18 protein-coding genes are annotated in these 20128 nt (G+C 41.2%); 9 read left to right on the top strand and 9 right to left on the bottom strand.

From position 1 onward, the window contains the following. Positions 1–8: 8 nt before the first annotated feature. Together AAH582_RS09605 and AAH582_RS09610 are read left to right on the top strand one after the other, a co-directional pair. Positions 9–944: a hypothetical protein gene (locus AAH582_RS09605; protein ID WP_343321952.1), complete on the top strand. Its 936-nt coding sequence runs from the start codon at positions 9–11 to the stop codon at positions 942–944. 4 nt (positions 945–948) lie between these two features. Continuing rightward, on the top strand, positions 949–3393 hold the full coding sequence (locus AAH582_RS09610; protein WP_343321953.1) for a glycoside hydrolase family 2 TIM barrel-domain containing protein: 2445 nt from the start codon (positions 949–951) through the stop codon (positions 3391–3393). 114 nt (positions 3394–3507) lie between these two features. Here AAH582_RS09610 and mnmE read toward each other — a convergent pair whose 3' ends face one another. Further along, positions 3508–4887, bottom strand: coding sequence for a tRNA uridine-5-carboxymethylaminomethyl(34) synthesis GTPase MnmE (gene mnmE / locus AAH582_RS09615; protein ID WP_046675888.1), 1380 nt, complete (start codon positions 4885–4887; stop codon positions 3508–3510). Between the two features lie 177 nt (positions 4888–5064). On the opposite strand from mnmE, the gene AAH582_RS09620 reads away from it, so the two are divergent. Continuing rightward, positions 5065–5670 carry a hypothetical protein gene (locus AAH582_RS09620; RefSeq protein ID WP_343321954.1) on the top strand — a complete coding sequence of 202 codons (606 nt, stop codon included), beginning with the start codon at positions 5065–5067 and terminating at the stop codon, positions 5668–5670. Here AAH582_RS09620 and xpt read toward each other — a convergent pair. From xpt to AAH582_RS09635, 3 genes are all read right to left on the bottom strand, one after another. Then, positions 5617–6192: a xanthine phosphoribosyltransferase gene (xpt, locus tag AAH582_RS09625; protein ID WP_046675890.1), complete on the bottom strand. Its 576-nt coding sequence runs from the start codon at positions 6190–6192 to the stop codon at positions 5617–5619. The two genes, AAH582_RS09620 and xpt, sit on opposite strands and share 54 nt — an antisense overlap. A 53-nt stretch (positions 6193–6245) precedes the next feature. Then, entirely contained in the window at positions 6246–8024 is a 1779-nt protein-coding gene (locus AAH582_RS09630; protein WP_343321955.1) for an AMP-dependent synthetase/ligase, read from the bottom strand. 264 nt (positions 8025–8288) lie between these two features. Continuing rightward, entirely contained in the window at positions 8289–9482 is a 1194-nt protein-coding gene (locus AAH582_RS09635) for a proline dehydrogenase family protein (protein WP_046675892.1), read from the bottom strand. 95 nt (positions 9483–9577) lie between these two features. Here AAH582_RS09635 and AAH582_RS09640 point away from each other — a divergent pair, with 95 nt between their 5' ends. The 3 genes from AAH582_RS09640 to AAH582_RS09650 all read left to right on the top strand — a co-directional run bounded on the left by AAH582_RS09640 (position 9578) and on the right by AAH582_RS09650 (position 11737). Next, positions 9578–9784: an RNA-binding S4 domain-containing protein gene (locus AAH582_RS09640; protein ID WP_070568728.1), complete on the top strand. Its 207-nt coding sequence runs from the start codon at positions 9578–9580 to the stop codon at positions 9782–9784. A gap of 50 nt (positions 9785–9834) precedes the next feature. Then, the gene (aroB, locus tag AAH582_RS09645) at positions 9835–10902 is read left to right on the top strand and encodes a 3-dehydroquinate synthase (protein ID WP_343321956.1); all 1068 of its coding nucleotides are present in this window, start codon (positions 9835–9837) and stop codon (positions 10900–10902) included. Between the two features lie 121 nt (positions 10903–11023). Further along, positions 11024–11737 (top strand): ThuA domain-containing protein, encoded by a 714-nt coding sequence (locus AAH582_RS09650; RefSeq protein WP_046675895.1) that lies wholly within the window; start codon positions 11024–11026, stop codon positions 11735–11737. Between the two features lie 152 nt (positions 11738–11889). Here the strand turns inward: AAH582_RS09650 and AAH582_RS09655 are convergent, their stop codons facing one another. Both AAH582_RS09655 and AAH582_RS09660 read right to left on the bottom strand, forming a co-directional pair. Beyond that, positions 11890–13776: a TonB-dependent receptor plug domain-containing protein gene (locus tag AAH582_RS09655; RefSeq protein ID WP_046675896.1), complete on the bottom strand. Its 1887-nt coding sequence runs from the start codon at positions 13774–13776 to the stop codon at positions 11890–11892. A 101-nt stretch (positions 13777–13877) separates the two neighbouring features. Next, positions 13878–14789, bottom strand: coding sequence for a zinc dependent phospholipase C family protein (locus AAH582_RS09660; protein ID WP_343321957.1), 912 nt, complete (start codon positions 14787–14789; stop codon positions 13878–13880). A 219-nt stretch (positions 14790–15008) separates the two neighbouring features. On the opposite strand from AAH582_RS09660, the gene AAH582_RS09665 reads away from it, so the two are divergent. The 3 genes from AAH582_RS09665 to AAH582_RS09675 are packed head-to-tail and all read left to right on the top strand — an operon-like array spanning position 15009 to position 17625. Beyond that, positions 15009–15995 (top strand): glycosyltransferase family protein, encoded by a 987-nt coding sequence (locus AAH582_RS09665; protein WP_046675898.1) that lies wholly within the window; start codon positions 15009–15011, stop codon positions 15993–15995. 6 nt (positions 15996–16001) lie between these two features. After that, the gene (locus AAH582_RS09670) at positions 16002–16733 is read left to right on the top strand and encodes an FKBP-type peptidyl-prolyl cis-trans isomerase (protein WP_343321958.1); all 732 of its coding nucleotides are present in this window, start codon (positions 16002–16004) and stop codon (positions 16731–16733) included. Then, positions 16720–17625 carry an aldo/keto reductase gene (locus AAH582_RS09675; protein ID WP_046675900.1) on the top strand — a complete coding sequence of 302 codons (906 nt, stop codon included), beginning with the start codon at positions 16720–16722 and terminating at the stop codon, positions 17623–17625. Before AAH582_RS09670 ends, AAH582_RS09675 begins: the two co-directional genes overlap by 14 nt. Before the next feature lie 6 nt (positions 17626–17631). Here the strand turns inward: AAH582_RS09675 and kdsB are convergent, their stop codons facing one another. From kdsB to trpS, 3 genes are all read right to left on the bottom strand, one after another. Next, on the bottom strand, positions 17632–18375 hold the full coding sequence (kdsB, locus tag AAH582_RS09680; protein ID WP_343321959.1) for a 3-deoxy-manno-octulosonate cytidylyltransferase: 744 nt from the start codon (positions 18373–18375) through the stop codon (positions 17632–17634). A gap of 88 nt (positions 18376–18463) precedes the next feature. Then, a complete protein-coding gene (locus AAH582_RS09685) occupies positions 18464–19081 on the bottom strand; it encodes a deoxynucleoside kinase (RefSeq protein WP_046675902.1) in 618 nt (205 codons plus the stop codon). Between the two features lie 12 nt (positions 19082–19093). Then, a complete protein-coding gene (trpS, locus tag AAH582_RS09690; protein ID WP_046675903.1) occupies positions 19094–20092 on the bottom strand; it encodes a tryptophan--tRNA ligase in 999 nt (332 codons plus the stop codon). Positions 20093–20128 lie beyond the last annotated feature (36 nt).

Genomic DNA, 20128 nt, shown 5'->3' on the forward strand with positions numbered 1-20128 from the left:
AGATAAACATGAAAAAGATATTCACATATATCATCTGCTTCTTTGTAGCGATGGTACTCTTTGGAGCCTGTTCTCCGGAGAATTATACCCTGGGGGACATCGATGTCACATCGGCACAGTTAGAGAAGGGTAAGGCGTTTACCATTGAACATGATGCCAGTAATCCCAATATTGTGTATTTAACGAGTTTGATGGATCCCAGATACACCGCTTTATGGGAGCATCCACAGGGACGGAGCCAGGAAAAAAAGGTGACCTTGAAAATGCCTTTCCCTGGTGATTACACGGTAAAATTTGGTGTCGAGACGCGTGGTGGCATCGTCTACGGCGAGCCTGTGACCTTTAAAATCGATCAGATGTATGCCGAATTTATCAGTGACGAGACTTGGACCTTACTGACGGGCGGGGCAGGGGAAGAGAAAACCTGGTATCTCGATCTAGATGCTGACGGTATCTCCCGTTACTTTAAAGGTCCGCTGTATTTTTACGGTACCGGTGACTGGTGGGGAAGCATCAACAAAACAGCTGCGCCCCTAAACAGCGATAGCTGGAGCTGGGAACCCGATTGGAAAGGCAATAGCTGGCTGATGCCGGCAGGCAATTATGGGAGTATGACTTTTGACCTGAAAGGTGGCGCAAACATTCATGTTAACCATGCTATGCTGGGCAAAGTCCAGAAGGGAACTTTCAATATTGATACCGAAAAGAAAACCATCCGCATGACGGGGGCTTCGCCTTTACATGGAAAACCACAAGATGGGATCGTCGTCGACTGGGGCGATGTCCGTATTATGTCGTTGACCGAGAATACCATGCAACTGGGAGTATTGCGAGATCCCGTGCTTTCGAACGACGGAGCGGCCATGCTGACCTTTAATTTTATCAGCAAGGCCTACAAGGAGAGTTTGGCCGGAGATGCCAAGGATAACAATAAGACCCCATAAATGTATGCTGAAGCAATTAGTTGATACTGGGTATAGCCGAATAATGATCCTGCTCTTCCTCTTATTTGCGACCGCGGGCTCCGTAAGTGGACAGTCCGGAAAGGTTATTGATTTTAATGGGGGCTGGTGGTTTAAACTGGACAGCATCCAGCAATATAGCAATGGACGAAACGGAGAGGGCTGGCGAAAGCTCGATCTACCACATGACTGGAGTATCGAAATGCCATTTAGAGAAAACAGCCCTGCAGGTAGCGGGGCTGCTTACCTCGATGGTGGCGTAGGCTGGTATCAAAAAACGTTTAAGTTGGCTCAGGCTGAGCAAGGGCAACGGATATTTATTGCATTCGAAGGTGTATACGAAAACAGTGAAGTCTGGATCAATGGGCATTTCTTGGGAAAAAGACCCAATGGTTATATCGGATTCGAATATGAGCTTTCCCCTTATTTATACTGGGATGGTAGGGACAACCTGCTTTCAGTAAAAGTAAACAATAAGAATCAGCCCAATTCGCGTTTCTATTCGGGTTCGGGTATCTATCGTGATGTTAAATTAATCAGCCGAAATCCCGTCGCCATAGGTAGCAACAGTACCTTCATAAGGGCTGGGCAACTCAGCGAGAAACGTGCTGTCGTGGATCTCACCCTCGAAATTGAGCATAGCCCTAAGGCATCTAAAAACATGATGTTGTTGACAGAGGTGCTTTCAGCTCAAGGTGCTGTTCTAGCGAGTAAACGTACTACGTTGAACGCCCTCAAGGCAGGTCTGCATCCCCTCGATCAGCAGATAGTCCTCGAAAATCCCATCTTATGGGGTATCGAAAATCCCTATCAATATACAGCAAAGATTAAACTTATTGTTGATGGTCGGGTTGTAGATGAACAGCTTACGAAATTTGGCTTACGTAATTTTAGCTTCGATCAGCAACAGGGCTTTATGCTCAATGGGAGGCCGCTTAAAATCCGTGGGGTCTGTTTACATAGTGATCTCGGCGCTTTGGGCATGGCATTCAACCGATCTGCAGCATTACGTCAGCTTCGCATCATGAAAGAAATGGGGGTGAATGGAATACGGACATCACACAATCCTGCGGCGCCAGCGTTTTTGGACCTCTGCGATAGCTTGGGTTTTGTTGTGATGAGTGAAACCTTCGATGTCTGGAAAGGGCGTAAAAATCCCTATGACTATCATTTATATTGGGACGAATGGTACAAGCGGGACTTTGTTGACCATATCAAAAGGGACCGGAATCATCCGTCGCTGTTTATATGGTGCCTGGGCAATGAAGCGCAGGAGCAATGGCATTCCAAAGCTGATGGTGCAGCGATTCCGATTGCGCTGGCAGCAATCGTCGATAGTCTGGATGGCACACGTCCGACCACCATTGCCAATAATGAGCTCTCCAAAGCCAATCCGGTGCTGATGAGTTCGGCGGTAGATTTGATTGGCTACAACTATAACCATAAGAAATGGGCAAGCTTCCCACAAGATCATCCTGAAAAGAAGTTTATCGTAACGGAAAGTACTTCGGCATTGGAAAGCCGCGGAACGTATGATTTGGTGCCATATGATTCTAGTCGCATGTGGCCAGAACGATGGGATATTCCCTTTTCTGGCGGGAACAAAGACAGGAACATATCGGCTTACGACAATGTATTTACACCTTGGGGATCAAATCATCAGACAAGCTTGAGGTTGATGGAAAAGTACGACCATATTGCGGGCATGTATGTATGGACAGGATTTGATTATCTCGGCGAACCAACACCCTACACCTGGCCGGCACGAAGTTCGTACTTTGGTATTGTGGATCTAGCTGGATTTCCGAAAGATGTCTACTATCTGTATCAAAGCGTCTGGACAGAAAAGCCGGTCTTACATGTATTGCCTCATTGGAATTGGAAGCAAGGTGATCGGGTAGATATCGTGGTATATTTTAATCAGGCTGACCGGGTGGAGCTTTATCTGAACGGTAAAAGGATAAGGGAGCAGTCCAAAGACCCAGATCGGTACGACCTTGTATTTAAAGCTGTTGAATTCAAACCAGGGGAGATTGAAGTAATATCGTTTCAAGGTGGCAAGAAACTGCTAAGTAAAACGATCCGTACCGCAGCGAAAGCGCATCGTATACAATTGTTTGCAGAAAATGTGAATTTCAATTCGGCAAAGAAAGAACTTTCCTTTGTACATGCTTATATCGTGGACGAGTTTGGCACGATCGTTCCTTATGCAGACGATAAAATCGAATTTGAGGTGGAGGGAGATGGTGCAAAAATTGTGGCGACAGACAATGGCAATACGACGGATCTGACGAGCTTCCAATCTGCTTCCCGCAATGCTTTTCATGGTAAGGCATTGGCGATTGTCACGAGCAAAAACAAAGGCAAAATACAGGTAAGGGCAAAAAGCGAAGGACTAATTTCGGGTGATATTCAACTTGAAGCCAATTAGTTCTTGGCTCTGCTCTGCGCTGGATTTGTATGTTTTTTTTCACTAATAAGAGCAAGGTCCGACCATGGTCGGACCTTGCTCTTTGTTGTATCACGCGATCATTAAGGCTATGATCTACTTGCCGATACAGAATTTCGAGAAGATATTATCCAATAAATCGTCTGTCGAAACACTTCCTGTGATTTCACCAAGATGATATAGCGCTTGGCGGATATCCATTGCTAGGAAATCAGAAGTGACCGGATTGTCAATACCATATATTACGCGTTCCAGTGAATCTGCTGTTTTTTGTAGCGCTTCCACGTGACGGATGTTGGTGACCATAACATCATCTGTATTTAAATTTCCTAATTGTACACGATTGATCAATTCGTCTTTCAATTCCTCGACGCCAATTTGCTCTTTTGCTGAAATGTAGAGCGGATTAAGGACATTGTAAACGTCTTTTTGCGCCTCAGAAAGCAAATCTGATTTATTGATAATGGTGACAAACGGAATTTGTAGTCGCTCGATTTCTGGTAATTGAGCTTGTACTTCTTCAACTTTGTCCTGGGTAGGATCGAAAAGGTAAATGATCAATCGTGCCTGTTTCATCTTTTCACGGGTACGCTCAACTCCTTTTGCTTCAATAACATCTGCCGTCTCACGTATACCTGCAGTGTCAATAAATCGGAATGTGACGCCATGAATATTAATTTCATCTTCAATAGTATCACGCGTAGTCCCTGCAATATCGGAAACAATGGCACGTTCTTCATTTAAGAAAGCATTCAATAGGGTTGATTTTCCAACATTCGGTTTCCCCGCAATGACAACAGGCACACCATTTTTAAGGACGTTACCTTGTTCAAAAGATTGTATTAATTTTTGAACAATGACCTGTATTTTGTTGATTAGATTTTTTAGCTGATCCCTGTTCGCAAATTCCACATCTTCTTCCGAAAAATCAAGCTCTAATTCAATTAGTGAAGCAAAGTGAATGAGATCTTCACGAAGGGATTTAAGCTGATTGGAGAAACCGCCCCGCATTTGTTGCATCGCCACTTGATGTGAAGCTGCAGAATTGGATGCAATTAAATCGGCAACTGCTTCTGCTTGTGATAGATCCATGCCACCATTGAGAAATGCACGTAGGGTAAATTCTCCCGGACGAGCAGCACGTGCTCCTTTTTTGATCAGTAAATTTACAACGCGCTCGATAATATATTTGGAGTTGTGCGTTGATATTTCCACCGAATTTTCTCTCGTGTAGGAGTTCGGGGCTACAAATAAAGAAACAAGTACTTCATCTATAATCTCTTCGCCATCCCGTATGGTTCCAAAATGGATAGTATGCGATGCTTGTTGAAGCAGGTTCTTTCCTTTAAATATTTCGTTTGTAATTTTTATGGCATTCTGACCCGAAACGCGTATGACAGCGATAGCTCCATTTGTTCCAGAAGATGTCGCTAATGCAACAATGGTATCTTCAGTGATATATCCCGTATTTGACATGGTACAAAGATACGTTAAATTGGAATAATGGATTCTATATATTGCGGCACAAATTAAATTCATCTTGACCGATTAAACCTTTGTTCAAACATTGAAGTCATACCCATAGAAACGCTTGTAAAAAAGAATGAAACACAGGCGGAGTGAAATTAATTTTTAAATTTAAATTATACTGTTATGAGAAAGATGATATACTTCGCGTTGGCAATAGGAGGACTTGTATTAGTGGCTCCACAACAATCTTCCGCTCAGTATCGGGGACATGAACGTGAATGGAAACAGGACAAAGAGCGTAGAAAATATGAAGAGAAAAGGGATAAGGAATATCGAAAATATTTAGAAAAACGCGAAAAAGAAGACCGTAAATATCATAAAGAAGTAGCTAAGTCATACCGAAAAGGATACCGTCATGGAGCACCAGCCTGGGCAAGTGCACATCGTTACGATAGTAGACACCATGTATACTTTAGAGATTACAAAACATTCTATGACCCTTACAGAGGAGGTTACGTGTATATGCGCAATGGCCGTTGGAATTTTTCATCAAACGTGCCTTCGTTTATGTTGAATGTCAACTTGGGAGCAGCCAATATCCGGATTGTAAAAGATGTTGCAATTAGCAGACATCCTGAAGATTTTACAATGACTACCGTTGGGACTAGAAAGAATTTATCTTGTTGTTTGAATAAAAAAGCCTCAATCTTTAGGGAGATGAGGCTTTTCTTTTTGCTAGTCTTCTTCGAAACTGACCTTATTCACTTCAAGCGACTTTATCCGCGCTAGCGATTCGATTCTTAAATCAGGCAATTCTCTTAATCTTTTTCCCCCTTCTTGGAAGGACTTCTCTATAATAAACCCCATGCCTGATAACGACGCACCTGATTGCTGGACCAAATCGAGCATGCCAAAAGCAGCATTTCCATTGGCCAAAAAATCGTCTATAAAAAGAACATTGTCGCCGGGTGCAAGAAATTCTTTACTGACACAGATGTCGTAGGTTCTATTCTTGGTAAACGAATGTACCTGGCTCACATACATATCGGCCATGGTCGTGGGTTTTGCTTTTTTTACAAATACAACCGGGAGTTCTAAAAGGTAGCCAAGCATAATCGCTGGGGCTATTCCGCTTGCTTCAATTGTAATGATTTTATTGATCGGGAGGTCTGCAAAACGGCGGACAAATTCCACTGCAATAGATTTCATCAATACGGGGTCCATTTGATGATTGATGAAGTTGTCTACTTTAAGTATGCCTCCTGCGAGACTTTTACCGTCATGAAGGATTCTATCCTTTAATAATTTCATGTTTTACTTGTATAAATATAGCGTGCTATGTCAAAATTTTGATCAGTTGATCCTTAATCCATCTCCATTTGATAGAGGTTATTGAACTCTTCTTGATGATGTTCGAGAATGACCTTCCGTTTCATTTTTAAGGTTGGTGTTAACTCTCCATTTTCAATTGTAAATTCGTCGGTTAAAATAATTGGTTTCTTGATCTGCTCCCAGTTACCAAAATGCTGGTTTGCACGGCGCACCTCCTGATTGACTTTTTTTACTATAGTCGGGTCAGTCAGAAAATCATCCTTTGCCATGGTAGCAAGTTCAGGAGCATCTGTTCTGGCCCAATCCAACAAATGGGCATAGTTTGGTACAATAAAGGCAGAGGCAAATTTCATCCCGTCACCGATTACCATTGCCTGTTCTATAAACTTAGATTCAACGAGCTTGGTTTCGATAGGTTGTGGTATAACGTACTTTCCACCCGAAATTTTGAACATCTCTTTTTTTCGGTCAATGATTTTTAAGAATTTTTCATCTTCCCACTTCCCGATATCTCCGGTGTGCAACCATCCATCAATGATGGTTTTATCCGTCTCTGCCTTATTCTTATAATAGCCCATCATGACGTTGGGACCTTTTACCAATATCTCTCCGTCTTCGGCGAGTTTTATTTCAACAAAACGTACAGGAAGTCCAACAGTGCCAATGCGAATACCTTTGATATAATGATTGACTGAAATGAGTGGTGAGGCTTCGGTCATGCCGTAACCCTCATATAATGGAATTCCTGCAGCTAAGAAGGCACGTGTTAACTTGCTGTGAAGAGAGGCTGATCCAGAGGCAACGGTAAGCAATTCGCCACCCAAAGCCTCATACCATTTGTTAAGGACAAGTTTCTTGGCAAGCTTTAGTTTGAGATTATAGGATAGGCTTCTTTTCTCAGGATTTGGATCATATTCTTCTGCGACTGAGACAGCCCAATCAAAAACTTTTCGTTTGAAACCAGTGAGATCGTGGCCTGTTTTCATGATTTTCTCGTAGACTTTTTCAAGAATACGGGGGACAACGGTCATGATATGAGGTTTTACTTCCTTCAGATTATCACCTATTTTATCAAAAGATTCTGCGATATAGACCGTAAAGCCGAGATACATATAGGTATATAAAACCATGCGTTCGTAGGCGTGGCAGGGTGGCAGGAAGGTCAATCCGCGGTCGTAAGCCTTACAGGGCGTAATTTCTGCTGCACCTAATACATTGGAAAATATATTATTGTGTGACAGCATGACGCCTTTTGGTTTGCCCGTGGTTCCAGAAGTGTAGATCAGGGTAGCGAGATCTTCAGGTTTGATCTGATCGCGGAGCGCTGCTAGTTTTTCTGGGGAGCAATTGGAGCCTATATCATTAAGTTCTTTCCAGCTGCGTGTTCCTTCCTGTTCGGCGATACAAAAAAGATACTTCAATGTATAGATTGAATCGGTTAGATTCATCAGGCGATCGTACAAGCTTTTGTTACTGACGATACAGACCCTGATTTCGGCATCATTAAAAATATATTGATAGTCTGTATCGGTAATATTTGGATAGATGGCCACCACGACTGCACCAATTTGCTGGATTGCAAAGTCAATCATATGCCATTCCATGCTACTGCCGGCAATGAGACCAACTTTCTCGCTGGGTTTCACGCCAAGTTCAATCAGCCCTTTGGAGAGGTTGTCTACTTGTTCAAGAAAATCTGCTGTTTTGATATAATTCCACTTGCCGTCCACTTTGTGCGCAAACATATCAAGATTGGGGTATTTGCCCATCTGTTGACGTGCAAGATCAAATAATCTAAGTTTTTCTTCCATTTCAAATCATATTCTTTTAAGCTCCGCGGGAGCACCCTTCCAGTATGAACTTTGTTTTAAGGGAAAAGTTTGCAAACATAAATAATTGTTTCAAGAATATGGAATGATTTTGTAATTAGCTTGTTTCAAAAGTGCGAAGGGGAGGCGAGTGATAGGTAAAGTGCTTTTGTGCTTTTCAAAAGTAGGGGGAGCTTGGAGACCATTTGAGCATAGTTCCTTGAGTAGATGGACTTGATGCGCGCCAATTACAAAAAAAGCTAGTCGTTATCGACTAGCTTTTCTTCTTTGTTTTTCTTTGATCAAAAGCCCGAGCTCCCGACCTGTCGCTCCTGCGACTGAAGTATTTTCCTGTGCTCTACGGAAAAGGTATGGCATCACTGCTTTCACCGGTCCGTAAGGCATGTATTTGGCAACATTGTAGCCATGTGCAGCTAAATTGAAGCTCAGGTTATCAGACATACCCAATAATTGTGCAAAGTAAATACGGTCGATTGATCGGTCGATACCACGTCTGTCAATTTCCTTTGCAAGTAGCATGCTACTGTCCTCATTGTGTGTACCCGCCATTAATCCAAAGTTGTCCAGATGATCCAAGATAAATTCAATAGCTTCATTATAATCTCTATCGGAAGCTTCTTTATTTGGCTGGATGGGATCGGAATAACCTTTTTGCGCAGCGCGAGCACGTTCGATCTCCATATAGGCACCACGAACGATCTTAGCACCCATGTGAAATCCCCTAACTTTGGCGTATTCAAAGTCAGCTTTCAAAGATGCCAACTTATCACTACGGTACAATTGATAAGTATTATATACAATTGGTTTTTCCATATTGTATTTTTCCATCATTTCACGAGCGATATCGTCAATTGCATCTTGGATCCATGAATGTTCAGCATCTACTAAAACTTTTACACCAGCTGCATGACAAGCTTTACAGATGCGATCGGTACGATCCAACATCCGTTGGTATTCTGCCTGTTCACTTTCTGTCAAGGCTTCCTTTGCATTGACTTTTTCAAACAGTTCAAATCGGCCTAATCCAGTTGGTTTAAATACTGAAAATGGAATGTATTTGTTTTTACTGGCCGCGACTACGGTGCGCAATACCTCGTTGCAGCAAGCGTCAAATGCACTTTCCGTTTCTTCTCCTTCAACGGAATAATCCAATATTGTCCCTACACCATTCTCTCCCAATTCGTTGATCGCATTTTCGCAACCTTCGATGGTCTCTCCGCCACAAAAATGCTTGAAGATTGTTTTACGGATGATACCCTGGATAGGTAATCCGATGTTCAGTGCAAAGTTGGTCATTGACGGACCTACTTTTGTCAAGAAGTTATTCGCTATTATTTTGAATAACCAATACGCTCTTTCCAAATCCTTATCGCTTTTACTTTTAAAAGCAATCTCTGTATTATCAAAGGATAATGTCTTGGGCTCAGAATTCTCAATCATAATCTTTATTTGCAATAAGGCAAATGTAGCAATTTACTAAGCATTAAAACGATGATAATTCTTGTATTCCTCAGTGAAACCACTATTTTTGTGAAATGCAAGAATTTAAAATCGAGGGCGAATATATCCAGCTCATACAGTTACTTAAAGCTTTAAATTGGGTGGAGCATGGTGCTATGGCTCAGTGGGTTGTAGCGGAAGGGTATGTAAAGTATAATGGGCAGGTCGATTACCGGAAAAGGCTCAAATTGCGACCAGGAGATGTTGTTGAATTTGATGGGATGCAAATAAAATTGGTGTAATATTAAACAATATTGGTAAATAGAAAACTTAAACCTTAAAGAATCGTAGAATGGAAGTCATAGAAAGTTTGGGCTATCAGGTATATTTTGATGATACGTTGGCCTCTTTGGAGGCGTTTTTAGCTGAGCGCAGTTACTCAAAGATCATCGTCTTGGTGGATACCAACACCTTGGATAATTGTTTACCCTTATTTCAGCAGGCCTTACCCAATTTGGCGAATTATGATGTGATAGAAGTAGATCCTGGCGAGGAAAATAAAAATATTGATTTCTGTATTGGCGTATGGCATAATATGCTCGATTTCGGAGCGGATAGGCATTCGTTGATGATCAACCTGGGTGGTGGGGTAGTCACCGATATGGGGGGATTTGCAGCGTCAACTTTCAAAAGAGGGATGGATTTTATTCAAATTCCGACGACTTTACTTTCCCAGGTAGATGCATCGGTAGGAGGTAAGACCGGTATTGATATGGGCAGTGTGAAAAATATTATTGGAACTTTTGCACAACCTCAAGCAGTATTTATTTCGAGCCAGTTTTTGAAAACCTTAGATCAGCGTCAGTTAATCTCAGGTTTTGCTGAAGTAATCAAACATGGACTGATCTTCGATCGGGATTACTACGAGCGAGTGAAAACATTGGAGATCGATCAAATCGACAATTCTTTGGTCAAGCATTCTGTTTCGATCAAAAACCGTGTTATCCTTGAGGATCCGAAAGAAAAAGGACTACGTAAAATATTAAACTTTGGTCATACAATTGGTCATGCTATTGAGGGATACTCTTTGTTGAATGATGCTTCACCTTTATTACATGGAGAAGCTATTGCAGCGGGAATGATTTGTGAGGGGTATCTATCACATAAATTGAATGGTCTGCCTTTGGATGAATTAAACGATTTGATCCAAACCTTCAGAAAATACTTTAAAGATTATACATTTGATTCATCCATTGATACAGCCTTGTTGGATTTGATGCGAAATGATAAGAAAAACTTGTCCAATCAGATCGGTTTTGCATTGCTTGACCAAATTGGCAGTTGTCAATATGATATCTACGTTTCTGAGGAAGATATTATTGAAAGCCTTGATTTTTACCGTGAGCTAATCGCACCATAATAAAACAGAAAAGCCGTGTATCGGGAGAATGCACGGCTTTTCTTTACAGCTATTTTTATCGCGATTTCGTTTCGTAAAATAGTAAACCTAAACTTTAATCATCATAATAACCATTTATATCATGAATAGAATCTTCGTTTTTCTGTTTCTCCTGTTGGGGATATCAGCTGCTGTTCAGGCACAAAGGCAAGTATTGATCTTTAGCAAGACAAAAGGGTTTAGACACGGAAGCATCGAAAAGGGTGCGCAGGTACTTAAGCAATTGCTTGATAAAGAAAAGATAAAATCTGATCATTCGGAGGATGCAGCTCTGTTTACCGATCAGGGATTGAACAAATATGACGCCGTTATCTTTCTGAGCACAACCGGCGATATTCTCGATAGTGCGCAACAGGAAGCATTTGTGCGGTATATACAATCGGGAAAAGGATTTGTGGGTATCCATGCTGCGACGGACACTGAGTTTGATTGGCCCTGGTATAATGGTCTTGTAGGGGCATATTTTGCGTCTCATCCTGCAGTACAAAAAGCCAAAATTGATGTACTGGATAGAAAACATCCAGCTACCAAGCACCTCGATCCGATCTGGTGGCACAAGGATGAGTGGTATAACTTCAAGGATGTAAAGGGTGGTCTGCATGTTTTGATGAATCTGGATGAAAAAAGCTACCAGAATGGAAAAATGGGTGATCAACATCCAATTTCCTGGACCCAAAGCTACGACGGGGGAAAAGTATTCTATACCGGCCTTGGACATACCGATGAGTCCTATGACGAACCTGAATTCCAAAAACATCTCATTGGAGGAATTCTATCTGTTCTTCCTAAGAAATAGTAAGCTATTGACCGATTTTCTTAAATAGGGCGTACCTTACGTGGCTTTTTAGCAAGGACACAATGAAAAGTTCCAAATGGTCATTCCATTTGGAACTTTTTTTTCGAGAATAGCGAAATCGGAAGACTATTGATTTCACCATTTGCTCGGGTTTAATAGTTTAGTTTATATTTTGCCCCCACACTAAACCAACGACCAGGCATTGGAACGGCCGCAGCTTCTATATAACTCTTGTCAAATATATTTTGTACATCGGCAAAGATATTTAAGTCTTGGAATTGGTACGATCCTCTTACGTCAGCAATGAAATAAGATTTGTAACTGATACGCTCATTAAAGCGGTTGGCAGAAGTGAACATCCAATTCTTGTAGTTTATGGTAAAGTTGGCAATAACTTGATGCCTTAGGCTCTCAATAGCATATTTGGATAGTATCCCATCTGCTAGTGTTATGCTTGGATTGAGATAATTATAACTTAGCGTTGTAAAGTATCGTGTTGTGGCGCTGGGATCATTGATATTATATCGGAATGAAGCATTGAATCCATCAATTTTGTTTTTTCCAATATTAATCGGTTTCCATGGAACGACCGTTCCGCTTCCGGTATTGGCATCCTCTTTTTGCCAGTCGATAAAATCGTTTATTCTTCGATGGAAATAGCCCGCTTGTGCAATAACTCGATTGGATAAGTATTTTATACCACCTTCGATCTGATAGGCATTTTCAGAGCTCAGTGTGGGGTTTCCGACGTTGGCTGTCTGATTGGTGTAAAGATCCGTGAAGGAAGGGATACGTTGGCTAGAACCTGCGTTGACTACAATCTTCCAATGTTCGGTGATATCATATCCTAGATCTAGCCCCGGAAATACCTGCCAGCCAAATTTTGAGTTATAATTGATATAGGCACCTGAGTTGATCATCAGTTTTTCGATCGCCTCTGTTTTGAATTCAAGGTAGCCACCGTAATTCTCCCGGTTATGGTCGCCAATACTGGTGCTATTGATGCGTTCAAATCGACTTTCTAATCCTAAGCCAAATGTACCATAACTTTGCTCCAATGTGGCATTGATTTCAGCTCCAAAGACGTTGCTGTAATGTTTGGACCTACCTTTGGTTGTTTCTCTGCCTAAATACCAATATTCATCTTCGTTGTAGCGGTTACTGATGCGTGGACTGATGGAAAATGCCTGTGTTAATTGATGCTTGGACTGCAGGGAAGCGAAAGCTGTCTTAACCTGTTCATAAGCTTCCTTGTCATTCGGTGCAGCATAGTAACCATTGGCTCCAAATTGATTGTTGATATAGCCAACATTGGCTTTTATCATATTGGCTGTATTCGGTTGATATGTCCCGTCATAATAGAGTTTATTATTGTTAGAGGCTGTATTATAGCGTTGTCCATTCGAATCTTCGTGGCCAAAATATAAACCGTGGCTTGTTTGCTTGGTTAAGAACTGTGAGCCAAGCTGAACACCTTTACCATAATACTTGCCTGCACTTGTCTGCTCATTATCTTTGAATGAAGAACCACCATACACTTGGGCGCTAATCTGATTCGATTCCATTTTTTTTGTCACGATGTTAATGGCGCCAGTTAGCGCATTAATGCCGAAAATTCTGGATGCTGGTCCTCGAATGATTTCGATACGCTCGATGGCCTCCAGCGGAACCGGAAGGTTCATATTGTGATGGGCACTCTGTGGATCGGTGATTTTAACACCATTGAGTAGGATCGCCGTCTGTTCAAAAGAGCCTCCGTCGATACTTATATCTGCCTGCGAACCGAATGGTCCACGTTGGCGAATATCAACTCCTGGGATATTGCTAAGCAATTCGTTGATTGATCGATTTGGTAGTCTCTGTATATCTTCCTGCGTCAATATTTGGATGTTCTTGCTTTGTTTTGAAAAAGGGATCTGTAAGCGATTTTGATTAATGATGACTTCACCCAAAGCGGTTGTGTCTTTAATCTGCGCAGTCGCGGCTCCAATACTCAGTACTAGTGCAAGTTTTGTTAACGTAATATTCTTATTCAACATGTTTTCCTAGATTTTACGCTGCAAAAGTAGCTTAGCAGATTAAAAAACAAATAGTCCGGCGCGAATAATATTGGTAGTCCGGGTGGTGTTCTATAACCTTCTTATATCCATTCTTCTCGACCGATACGCTTTTTCCCTGTTATATCGATGTGATCTTGCTTGTTGGTGCTTTTTATTTTTTCGATGTTGGTCAAATCGGGTTGGCCAGATTCGAGCCAGGCGGAATACCAATAGGAGGCAACACGTAAGATGGTTTTTTGCATTCTCCTTTCTACCATACCGTTCATGGCTTCATGATAGGCTCTGGCATAATTATCAGAGTAGGTCCATACCAGTTGATTGTTTCGTTCAATAAATGATTTTTTTTGAGATGCCTTAAATTGACGATCGAGACCAGCTTCAATCGTTAAGACAGAATCCACAAGGCGATTACTTTCGTAAACAATAACCCAGGCTTCTTGTAGAGGATCTTTGATATAGCTCGCTTTTCCGACGCGAAGGTTGTATTTTTCGGAAAACATTTCCGGTAAGCGGCTTTCCCAGAATGCATGTATGCCTAGTTGATTGGTGAGCTGTCCATTGTAATTTTTAGTCGTATGCAATGGAACATGGGCGTCTGCAATATAATGGCCCAGTTCTGCTGAGTGTTTGATGATCCGTTTATAATCTTTTGCTTGAAAGGCCTTAACAAGCTTTTGATAGGTAAGGTTGATTTGCCAGGGTACTATACCATTTTTTAACAATTGACTTTCTTGAAATCTTTCTTTGGCTTGTGACCAATGTAGGGGTATGGTATCAATTGTACTTTCGTTAAGGTAGTCCTCCATATCGATAAAATGCCTCGGGCCTTCAGCGCTATCTGTGAAGCAACGTTTGTCTGGATCGACCGCTTTTTCGGTAATAAGGTCGATATTGGATTTATAAAATTTTGCCAACTTTGCTGGTAGGGCGAAAACGGCATAATGATTAATTTTTTTATGCGCAAAAAATCCCCACGATGTTAAAATTAGCATGGCGATTATGCAAAGCATCTGATAAAATAGAGACTTCATGGGGTATCAAACTGGCTATTAATTAATTGTTGATATTAAATATACATAAAGGAAAATTAAAAATGGATTAACTGCATTTTTTATTGATGTTAATTTATATTTTCTTAACATAACTAAACAATAAAATAATATTGATACTCGTTAAAATTGATTAATTTGCCGACACAAAATGCAGTCATTATGAAAATATTGTATGCCGTACAAGGGACAGGAAACGGACATCTGAGCCGTGCAATGGATATTGTCCCCTGTCTGAGGGAGTTAGGGGAAGTCGATGTTTTGGTTAGTGGAATTCAAGCGGATCTATCATTACCTTTTGAAGTGAAATACCGTTATCACGGGCTGAGTTTTATCTTTGGTAAATCCGGCGGGGTAGACCTGTGGAAAACTTTTATGAGTTCGACGATCCGCAAATTTACGAATGAAATTAAGAGCTTACCCATCGAAAACTATGATTTGGTGATCAATGATTTTGAACCGATCTCTGCCTGGGCTTGTCATTCAAAAGATTTAGAATGCATTGGCTTGAGCCATCAGATCGCTGCCTTAGATCCATCGAGCCCTAAGCCAGAAGATAGTGACATGTTGGGCAAATTTATCATGAAAAATTATGCTCCGTCTACCCATTCCTATGGTTTCCATTTCAAGCGGTACGGCAAGAACATTTATCCACCGGTTATCCGCAATGCTGTTCGTGAATTAAATGTCACCGATCAGGGACATTACACGGTTTACCTCCCCGCATATGACGATGCGCATCTTTTAAAGCATTTGATGAAGTTTCCGGACGTGAAATGGGATGTCTTTAGTAAACACAATTCAAAGGCATTTGACATGAAAAATGTAACGATAAGACCGATCAATAACCAATCTTTTATTGATAGTATGGCATCTTCTTCTGGAGTTTTATGTGGGGCGGGTTTTGAAACACCGGCAGAAGCGTTATATTTGAAAAAGAAACTGTTAGTTATCCCAATGAAAAACCAGTATGAGCAGCATTTGAATGCAGCGTCATTGGAAGAGATGGGAGTGCCTGTAATTTCGAGTTTAAAACAGAAGAACATGCTGGCGATAGAAGCCTGGCTCAACAGTAAATCTAGGGTTGACGTTGATTACCCTAATATCACGCAAGAAATTATAAATGAAATCGTGCAGAAGCACCGTTAAACACACATGAAGTATATCGCATTAGCCCTATTATCCTTGACGACAGTCACAGGATTTGCTCAACAAAAAAAAACGAACACGACGGCAAAGAAGAAGGTCGTCGCAACTAAACCAAGTGCAACAAATCAACTTAAAACGAAGGCCGATTCTGTGTCTTATGCATTTGGTGCCGATATCGGAAATTCCCTAAAGTCTATTGAGATCGATTATTTGAAGTCAGATGTCATTGCAAAAGCAATTTCGGATGTTCTGAAAGGGGAGAAGTCTCTATTGGAAGAGGGGCAAGGAAGAGCTGTTATCCAACAGGCAATCATGGACGTTCGTGCTAAAAAAGAGGCTGCTAGCCGTGCTGAAGAAGATAAATTTTTTGCCGAAAATGCAAAGGTTCCTGGGATGAAATCTACAGCTGAGGGAATTCAATATCTTGTTCTAAGTCAAACCGAAGGGCCAAAACCGAAAAGTGACGATGAGGTAACAGTGCATTATAAAGGTACCTTATTGAATGGAAAGCAATTTGATAGCTCATATGACCGTAAGGAGCCATTGAAACTATCCTTGGGTCAGGTGATCAAAGGTTGGCAGATTGGAATCCCGTTAATGTCTAAGGGTGCAAAGTATAAATTTTTCATACCAAGTAGATTAGCGTATGGCGAACGGGCAACAGGTGAAATTCCGGCAAACAGCACATTGGTGTTTGAGGTAGAATTGCTTGATATTGGCGCAGATGGAACAACGTAAATTAGGTAATACAAGCTTAATCGTTTCGGAAATAGGTTTGGGCTGTATGTCGCTAAAAAGCAATCAGTCCAAACAATCGAAAGATATTATCCAAAAAGCTTACGACAAAGGGATCACTTTCTTCGATACCGCTGACCTCTACGATAAGGGGCTAAATGAGATGATCGTTGGGGAAGGTGTGCAAAGCTTTCGCAAACAAATTGTGTTGGCGTCGAAAGTTGGTAACCTTTGGCGTGCAGATGGATCAGGTTGGGATTGGAAAGCATCGAAGGACTATATTATCAAGGCTGTGGAAGGTTCGTTGTCACGTCTAAAAACGGACTACATCGACCTCTATCAGTTACATGGTGGTACGATAGAAGATCCGATAGAGGAGATTGTTGAAGCGTTTGAGTTGTTGAAAAAACAAGGGAAAATCCGTGCTTACGGTCTTTCATCAATTCGCCCAAATGTTATTAAGGCATTTTTATCCAAATCTGATATGGCCTCAGTTATGATGCAATACAGCTTATTGGATAGAAGACCTGAAGAAGAAATCAGTAGCTTATTGGAAGAACGGGGTGTAAGTATCGTCGTACGCGGCGTATTAGCCAAAGGTGTTCTCATTAACAAACCTATTGAACCTTTTCTCCAATATAGTTCGGGAGAGGTGGCCCATATCGTGAGAAACTTGGCAAATCTTTCCAAACGTATCGGAAAAGACAATATGATTGTTGCTCTTTCTTATGTGCTTTCTAATGCAGCAGTAGCAACAGCACTTGTTGGTGTGAGTACCAAATTGCAATTGGATGAATTGATCAGAGCAAAAGAGCAGATGATCAAATTAAGTGATTCGGATAAGCAGGTTCTATTGGAAGGTGTCCGGTCGTTATACTATACCGAACACCGGTAAGCTTTACTATTTATTGAAAAATAGTCTTAATATTTTAGCGAGGTCTTCTTTTGTATCCACGGCGACAGTTTCATGCGTTGTAATTGCCGTTTGAATGGCGTAACCGTTTTCTAACCAGCGTAGCTGTTCCAATGCCTCTGCTTCTTCTAGCATAGAAATAGGAAGTTGTGTCAGGGCTTTTAATGTATCTACCTGGTAGGCATATATTCCAATATGTTTATAGAATGTTTGTCTGTGTAACCATTGGTCTTTTTCCACGGCTCTTAAAAAAGGAATGGTTTGCCGACTGAAGTAGATGGCTTCTCCTTTGGTGTTTCGGACAACTTTGGGTATGTTTACATTAAATAGCTCCTCTTCTGCTGTAATTTCCTTGACCAAGGTCGCAATCTGCGTAGTGGTATCTTCAAAACAATTTGCTAAAAGATCAATTTGTGCGGGGTCGATAAAGGGTTCGTCACCCTGTATATTGATGGCAACATCATAGCCTCCTATATTCGTTATGACTTCGGCGCAACGATCTGTTCCCGATTGATGATGCGCTGCGGTCATGACGACTTCGCCACCAAAGGAGCGTACAGTCTGTGCGATGCGTTGGTCGTCAGTAGCAACAACAACCTCGTTTAATTTTGTTGATTTTTTGACCTGTTCATAGACACGCTGGATCATCGTTTTTCCTTCGATGTCGATTAGCGGTTTTCCAGGGAATCTGCTCGATGCATATCGGGCAGGAATAATACCTAAAAATTTCATTTTTTATTTTTTATCATTGGCTGAGGAAATGCGCGTTTATTAAAAAGCCTGTAAAATCAATTGACTTACAGGCTTTTTGATATCGTAATTATTCGAACAATCCAAATAATTCGGCTTCGATCTTTTGAATGATATTTCCGAGGTCCTCTGGGTTTGTGGTAAAATCCAGATTGTCTTTGTCGAGAATCATGACCTTACCGTCTTTGTAATTATTGATCCATTTATCGTATTTATCGTTTAGCTTTGACAAATAATCCAAACGAATTGCAGACTCATAATCACGGCCCCTTTTTTGGATATTATTCACCAGGGTAGGGACAGAGGCTTTGAGGTATATCAATAAATCCGGCGGTTTGATATAGTGGATGATGCTTTGAAAAATATTACTATAGTTTTCAAAATCACGTGCGCTCATTAAGCCCATATCATACAAGTTTTCGGCAAAGATATAAGCATCTTCATAAATGGTACGGTCCTGAATCATATCAATGCCGGTTTCCTGCAATTTTACAATATGTCTAAAGCGACTGTTGAGGAAAAAAATCTGAAGATTGAAAGCCCAGCGTTTCATGTCCGAATAAAAATCTTCCAGATAAGGGTTGTTGTCTACAGCTTCAAACTGAGGTTCAAATTTAAAGTGACTGGCCAACATTTCGGTTAATGTTGTTTTGCCGGCACCTATATTTCCAACGATAGCTATGTGCATATTATTTCTAGCTTAATAAAATCTTCTAATACCAATAATCTCACGAACTTCTTTCAGGGTCTTGCGTGCGGACTCGCTTGCTTTTTCAGCGCCCATTTTTGCAACTTTAGCAATGTATGCATCATCGTTTGATATTTCTTCAATACGGGAGCGTACATCGTTGGTGGCAAGGACCATATCTTCGGCCAATTGCTTTTTGAAATCACCATAACGAATTTCACATTTGTTATAGAGTTCATCAAAATGCTGTAATGTGTCTGCAGTAGATACGACCTTCATTAAGTCAAAAAGATTTTGGATAGCTTCAGGTTTAGGCTGGTTCATCTCCGTCGGGCCTGAATCCGATACTGCGCGCATCACCTTTTTACGAATTACGGTTTCACTATCCGATAGATAAATACAATCAGCTTCACCGTTAGATTTACCCATTTTTCCTTGGCCTGCAAGTCCAGGAACTTTCACCAATTTGTCAGAATAGGAGAACGCAAATGCCTCTTTAAAATAATCTACATTATATAAGCGATTGAAGCGATTACCAAAAGTCCGCGTCATCTCCAAATGTTGTTCCTGATCTTTTCCTACAGGGACTTTTGTACCATGATGAATCAAGATATCACAGGCCATCAAAACCGGATAAGTCAATAAACCAGCGTTAACATTGTCGGGATTGCTTCTAACTTTATCTTTAAAAGCTGTAGCGCGTTCAAGCTCGCCGAGATAGGCGTTCATATTCATGTATAGATAGAGTTCCGCGACTTCTGGAACATCTGATTGAACGTAAATAGTCGATTTTTCAGGGTCTATTCCTGCTGCTAAATATTCAACAATAACTTGGCGAACCGTTCCCTGAAGTCCATGAGGAGTGGGGTGGGTCGTTAGTGAATGTAAATCCGCAATGAAAAAAAAGCAATTATATTCGTTTTGCATTTTCACAAAATTGCTCAATGCGCCGTAATAATTTCCTAAATGTAATTTTCCGGTACTTCTGATACCGCTAACAACTGTTTCCATATTGCTGCGAATTTACGCATAAATTTGACAAAGTCG

The organism is Sphingobacterium multivorum (assembly GCF_039511225.1).
Lineage (GTDB): Bacteria > Bacteroidota > Bacteroidia > Sphingobacteriales > Sphingobacteriaceae > Sphingobacterium.

Excerpts from the sequence above, each read along its gene's own strand:
- aroB (WP_343321956.1), top strand. The coding sequence starts at position 9,835 with ATGGAAGTCATAGAAAGTTTGGGCTATCAGGTATATTTTGATGATACG.
- AAH582_RS09620 (WP_343321954.1), top strand. The coding sequence starts at position 5,065 with ATGAGAAAGATGATATACTTCGCGTTGGCAATAGGAGGACTTGTATTA.
- AAH582_RS09655 (WP_046675896.1), bottom strand. The coding sequence starts at position 13,776 with ATGTTGAATAAGAATATTACGTTAACAAAACTTGCACTAGTACTGAGT.
- kdsB (WP_343321959.1), bottom strand. The coding sequence starts at position 18,375 with ATGAAATTTTTAGGTATTATTCCTGCCCGATATGCATCGAGCAGATTC.
- AAH582_RS09685 (WP_046675902.1), bottom strand. The coding sequence starts at position 19,081 with ATGCACATAGCTATCGTTGGAAATATAGGTGCCGGCAAAACAACATTA.
- AAH582_RS09640 (WP_070568728.1), top strand. The coding sequence starts at position 9,578 with ATGCAAGAATTTAAAATCGAGGGCGAATATATCCAGCTCATACAGTTA.
- AAH582_RS09605 (WP_343321952.1), top strand. The coding sequence starts at position 9 with ATGAAAAAGATATTCACATATATCATCTGCTTCTTTGTAGCGATGGTA.
- AAH582_RS09610 (WP_343321953.1), top strand. The coding sequence starts at position 949 with ATGCTGAAGCAATTAGTTGATACTGGGTATAGCCGAATAATGATCCTG.
- mnmE (WP_046675888.1), bottom strand. The coding sequence starts at position 4,887 with ATGTCAAATACGGGATATATCACTGAAGATACCATTGTTGCATTAGCG.
- AAH582_RS09675 (WP_046675900.1), top strand. The coding sequence starts at position 16,720 with ATGGAACAACGTAAATTAGGTAATACAAGCTTAATCGTTTCGGAAATA.
- AAH582_RS09630 (WP_343321955.1), bottom strand. The coding sequence starts at position 8,024 with ATGGAAGAAAAACTTAGATTATTTGATCTTGCACGTCAACAGATGGGC.
- AAH582_RS09650 (WP_046675895.1), top strand. The coding sequence starts at position 11,024 with ATGAATAGAATCTTCGTTTTTCTGTTTCTCCTGTTGGGGATATCAGCT.
- AAH582_RS09665 (WP_046675898.1), top strand. The coding sequence starts at position 15,009 with ATGAAAATATTGTATGCCGTACAAGGGACAGGAAACGGACATCTGAGC.
- xpt (WP_046675890.1), bottom strand. The coding sequence starts at position 6,192 with ATGAAATTATTAAAGGATAGAATCCTTCATGACGGTAAAAGTCTCGCA.
- AAH582_RS09670 (WP_343321958.1), top strand. The coding sequence starts at position 16,002 with ATGAAGTATATCGCATTAGCCCTATTATCCTTGACGACAGTCACAGGA.
- trpS (WP_046675903.1), bottom strand. The coding sequence starts at position 20,092 with ATGGAAACAGTTGTTAGCGGTATCAGAAGTACCGGAAAATTACATTTA.
- AAH582_RS09660 (WP_343321957.1), bottom strand. The coding sequence starts at position 14,789 with ATGCTAATTTTAACATCGTGGGGATTTTTTGCGCATAAAAAAATTAAT.
- AAH582_RS09635 (WP_046675892.1), bottom strand. The coding sequence starts at position 9,482 with ATGATTGAGAATTCTGAGCCCAAGACATTATCCTTTGATAATACAGAG.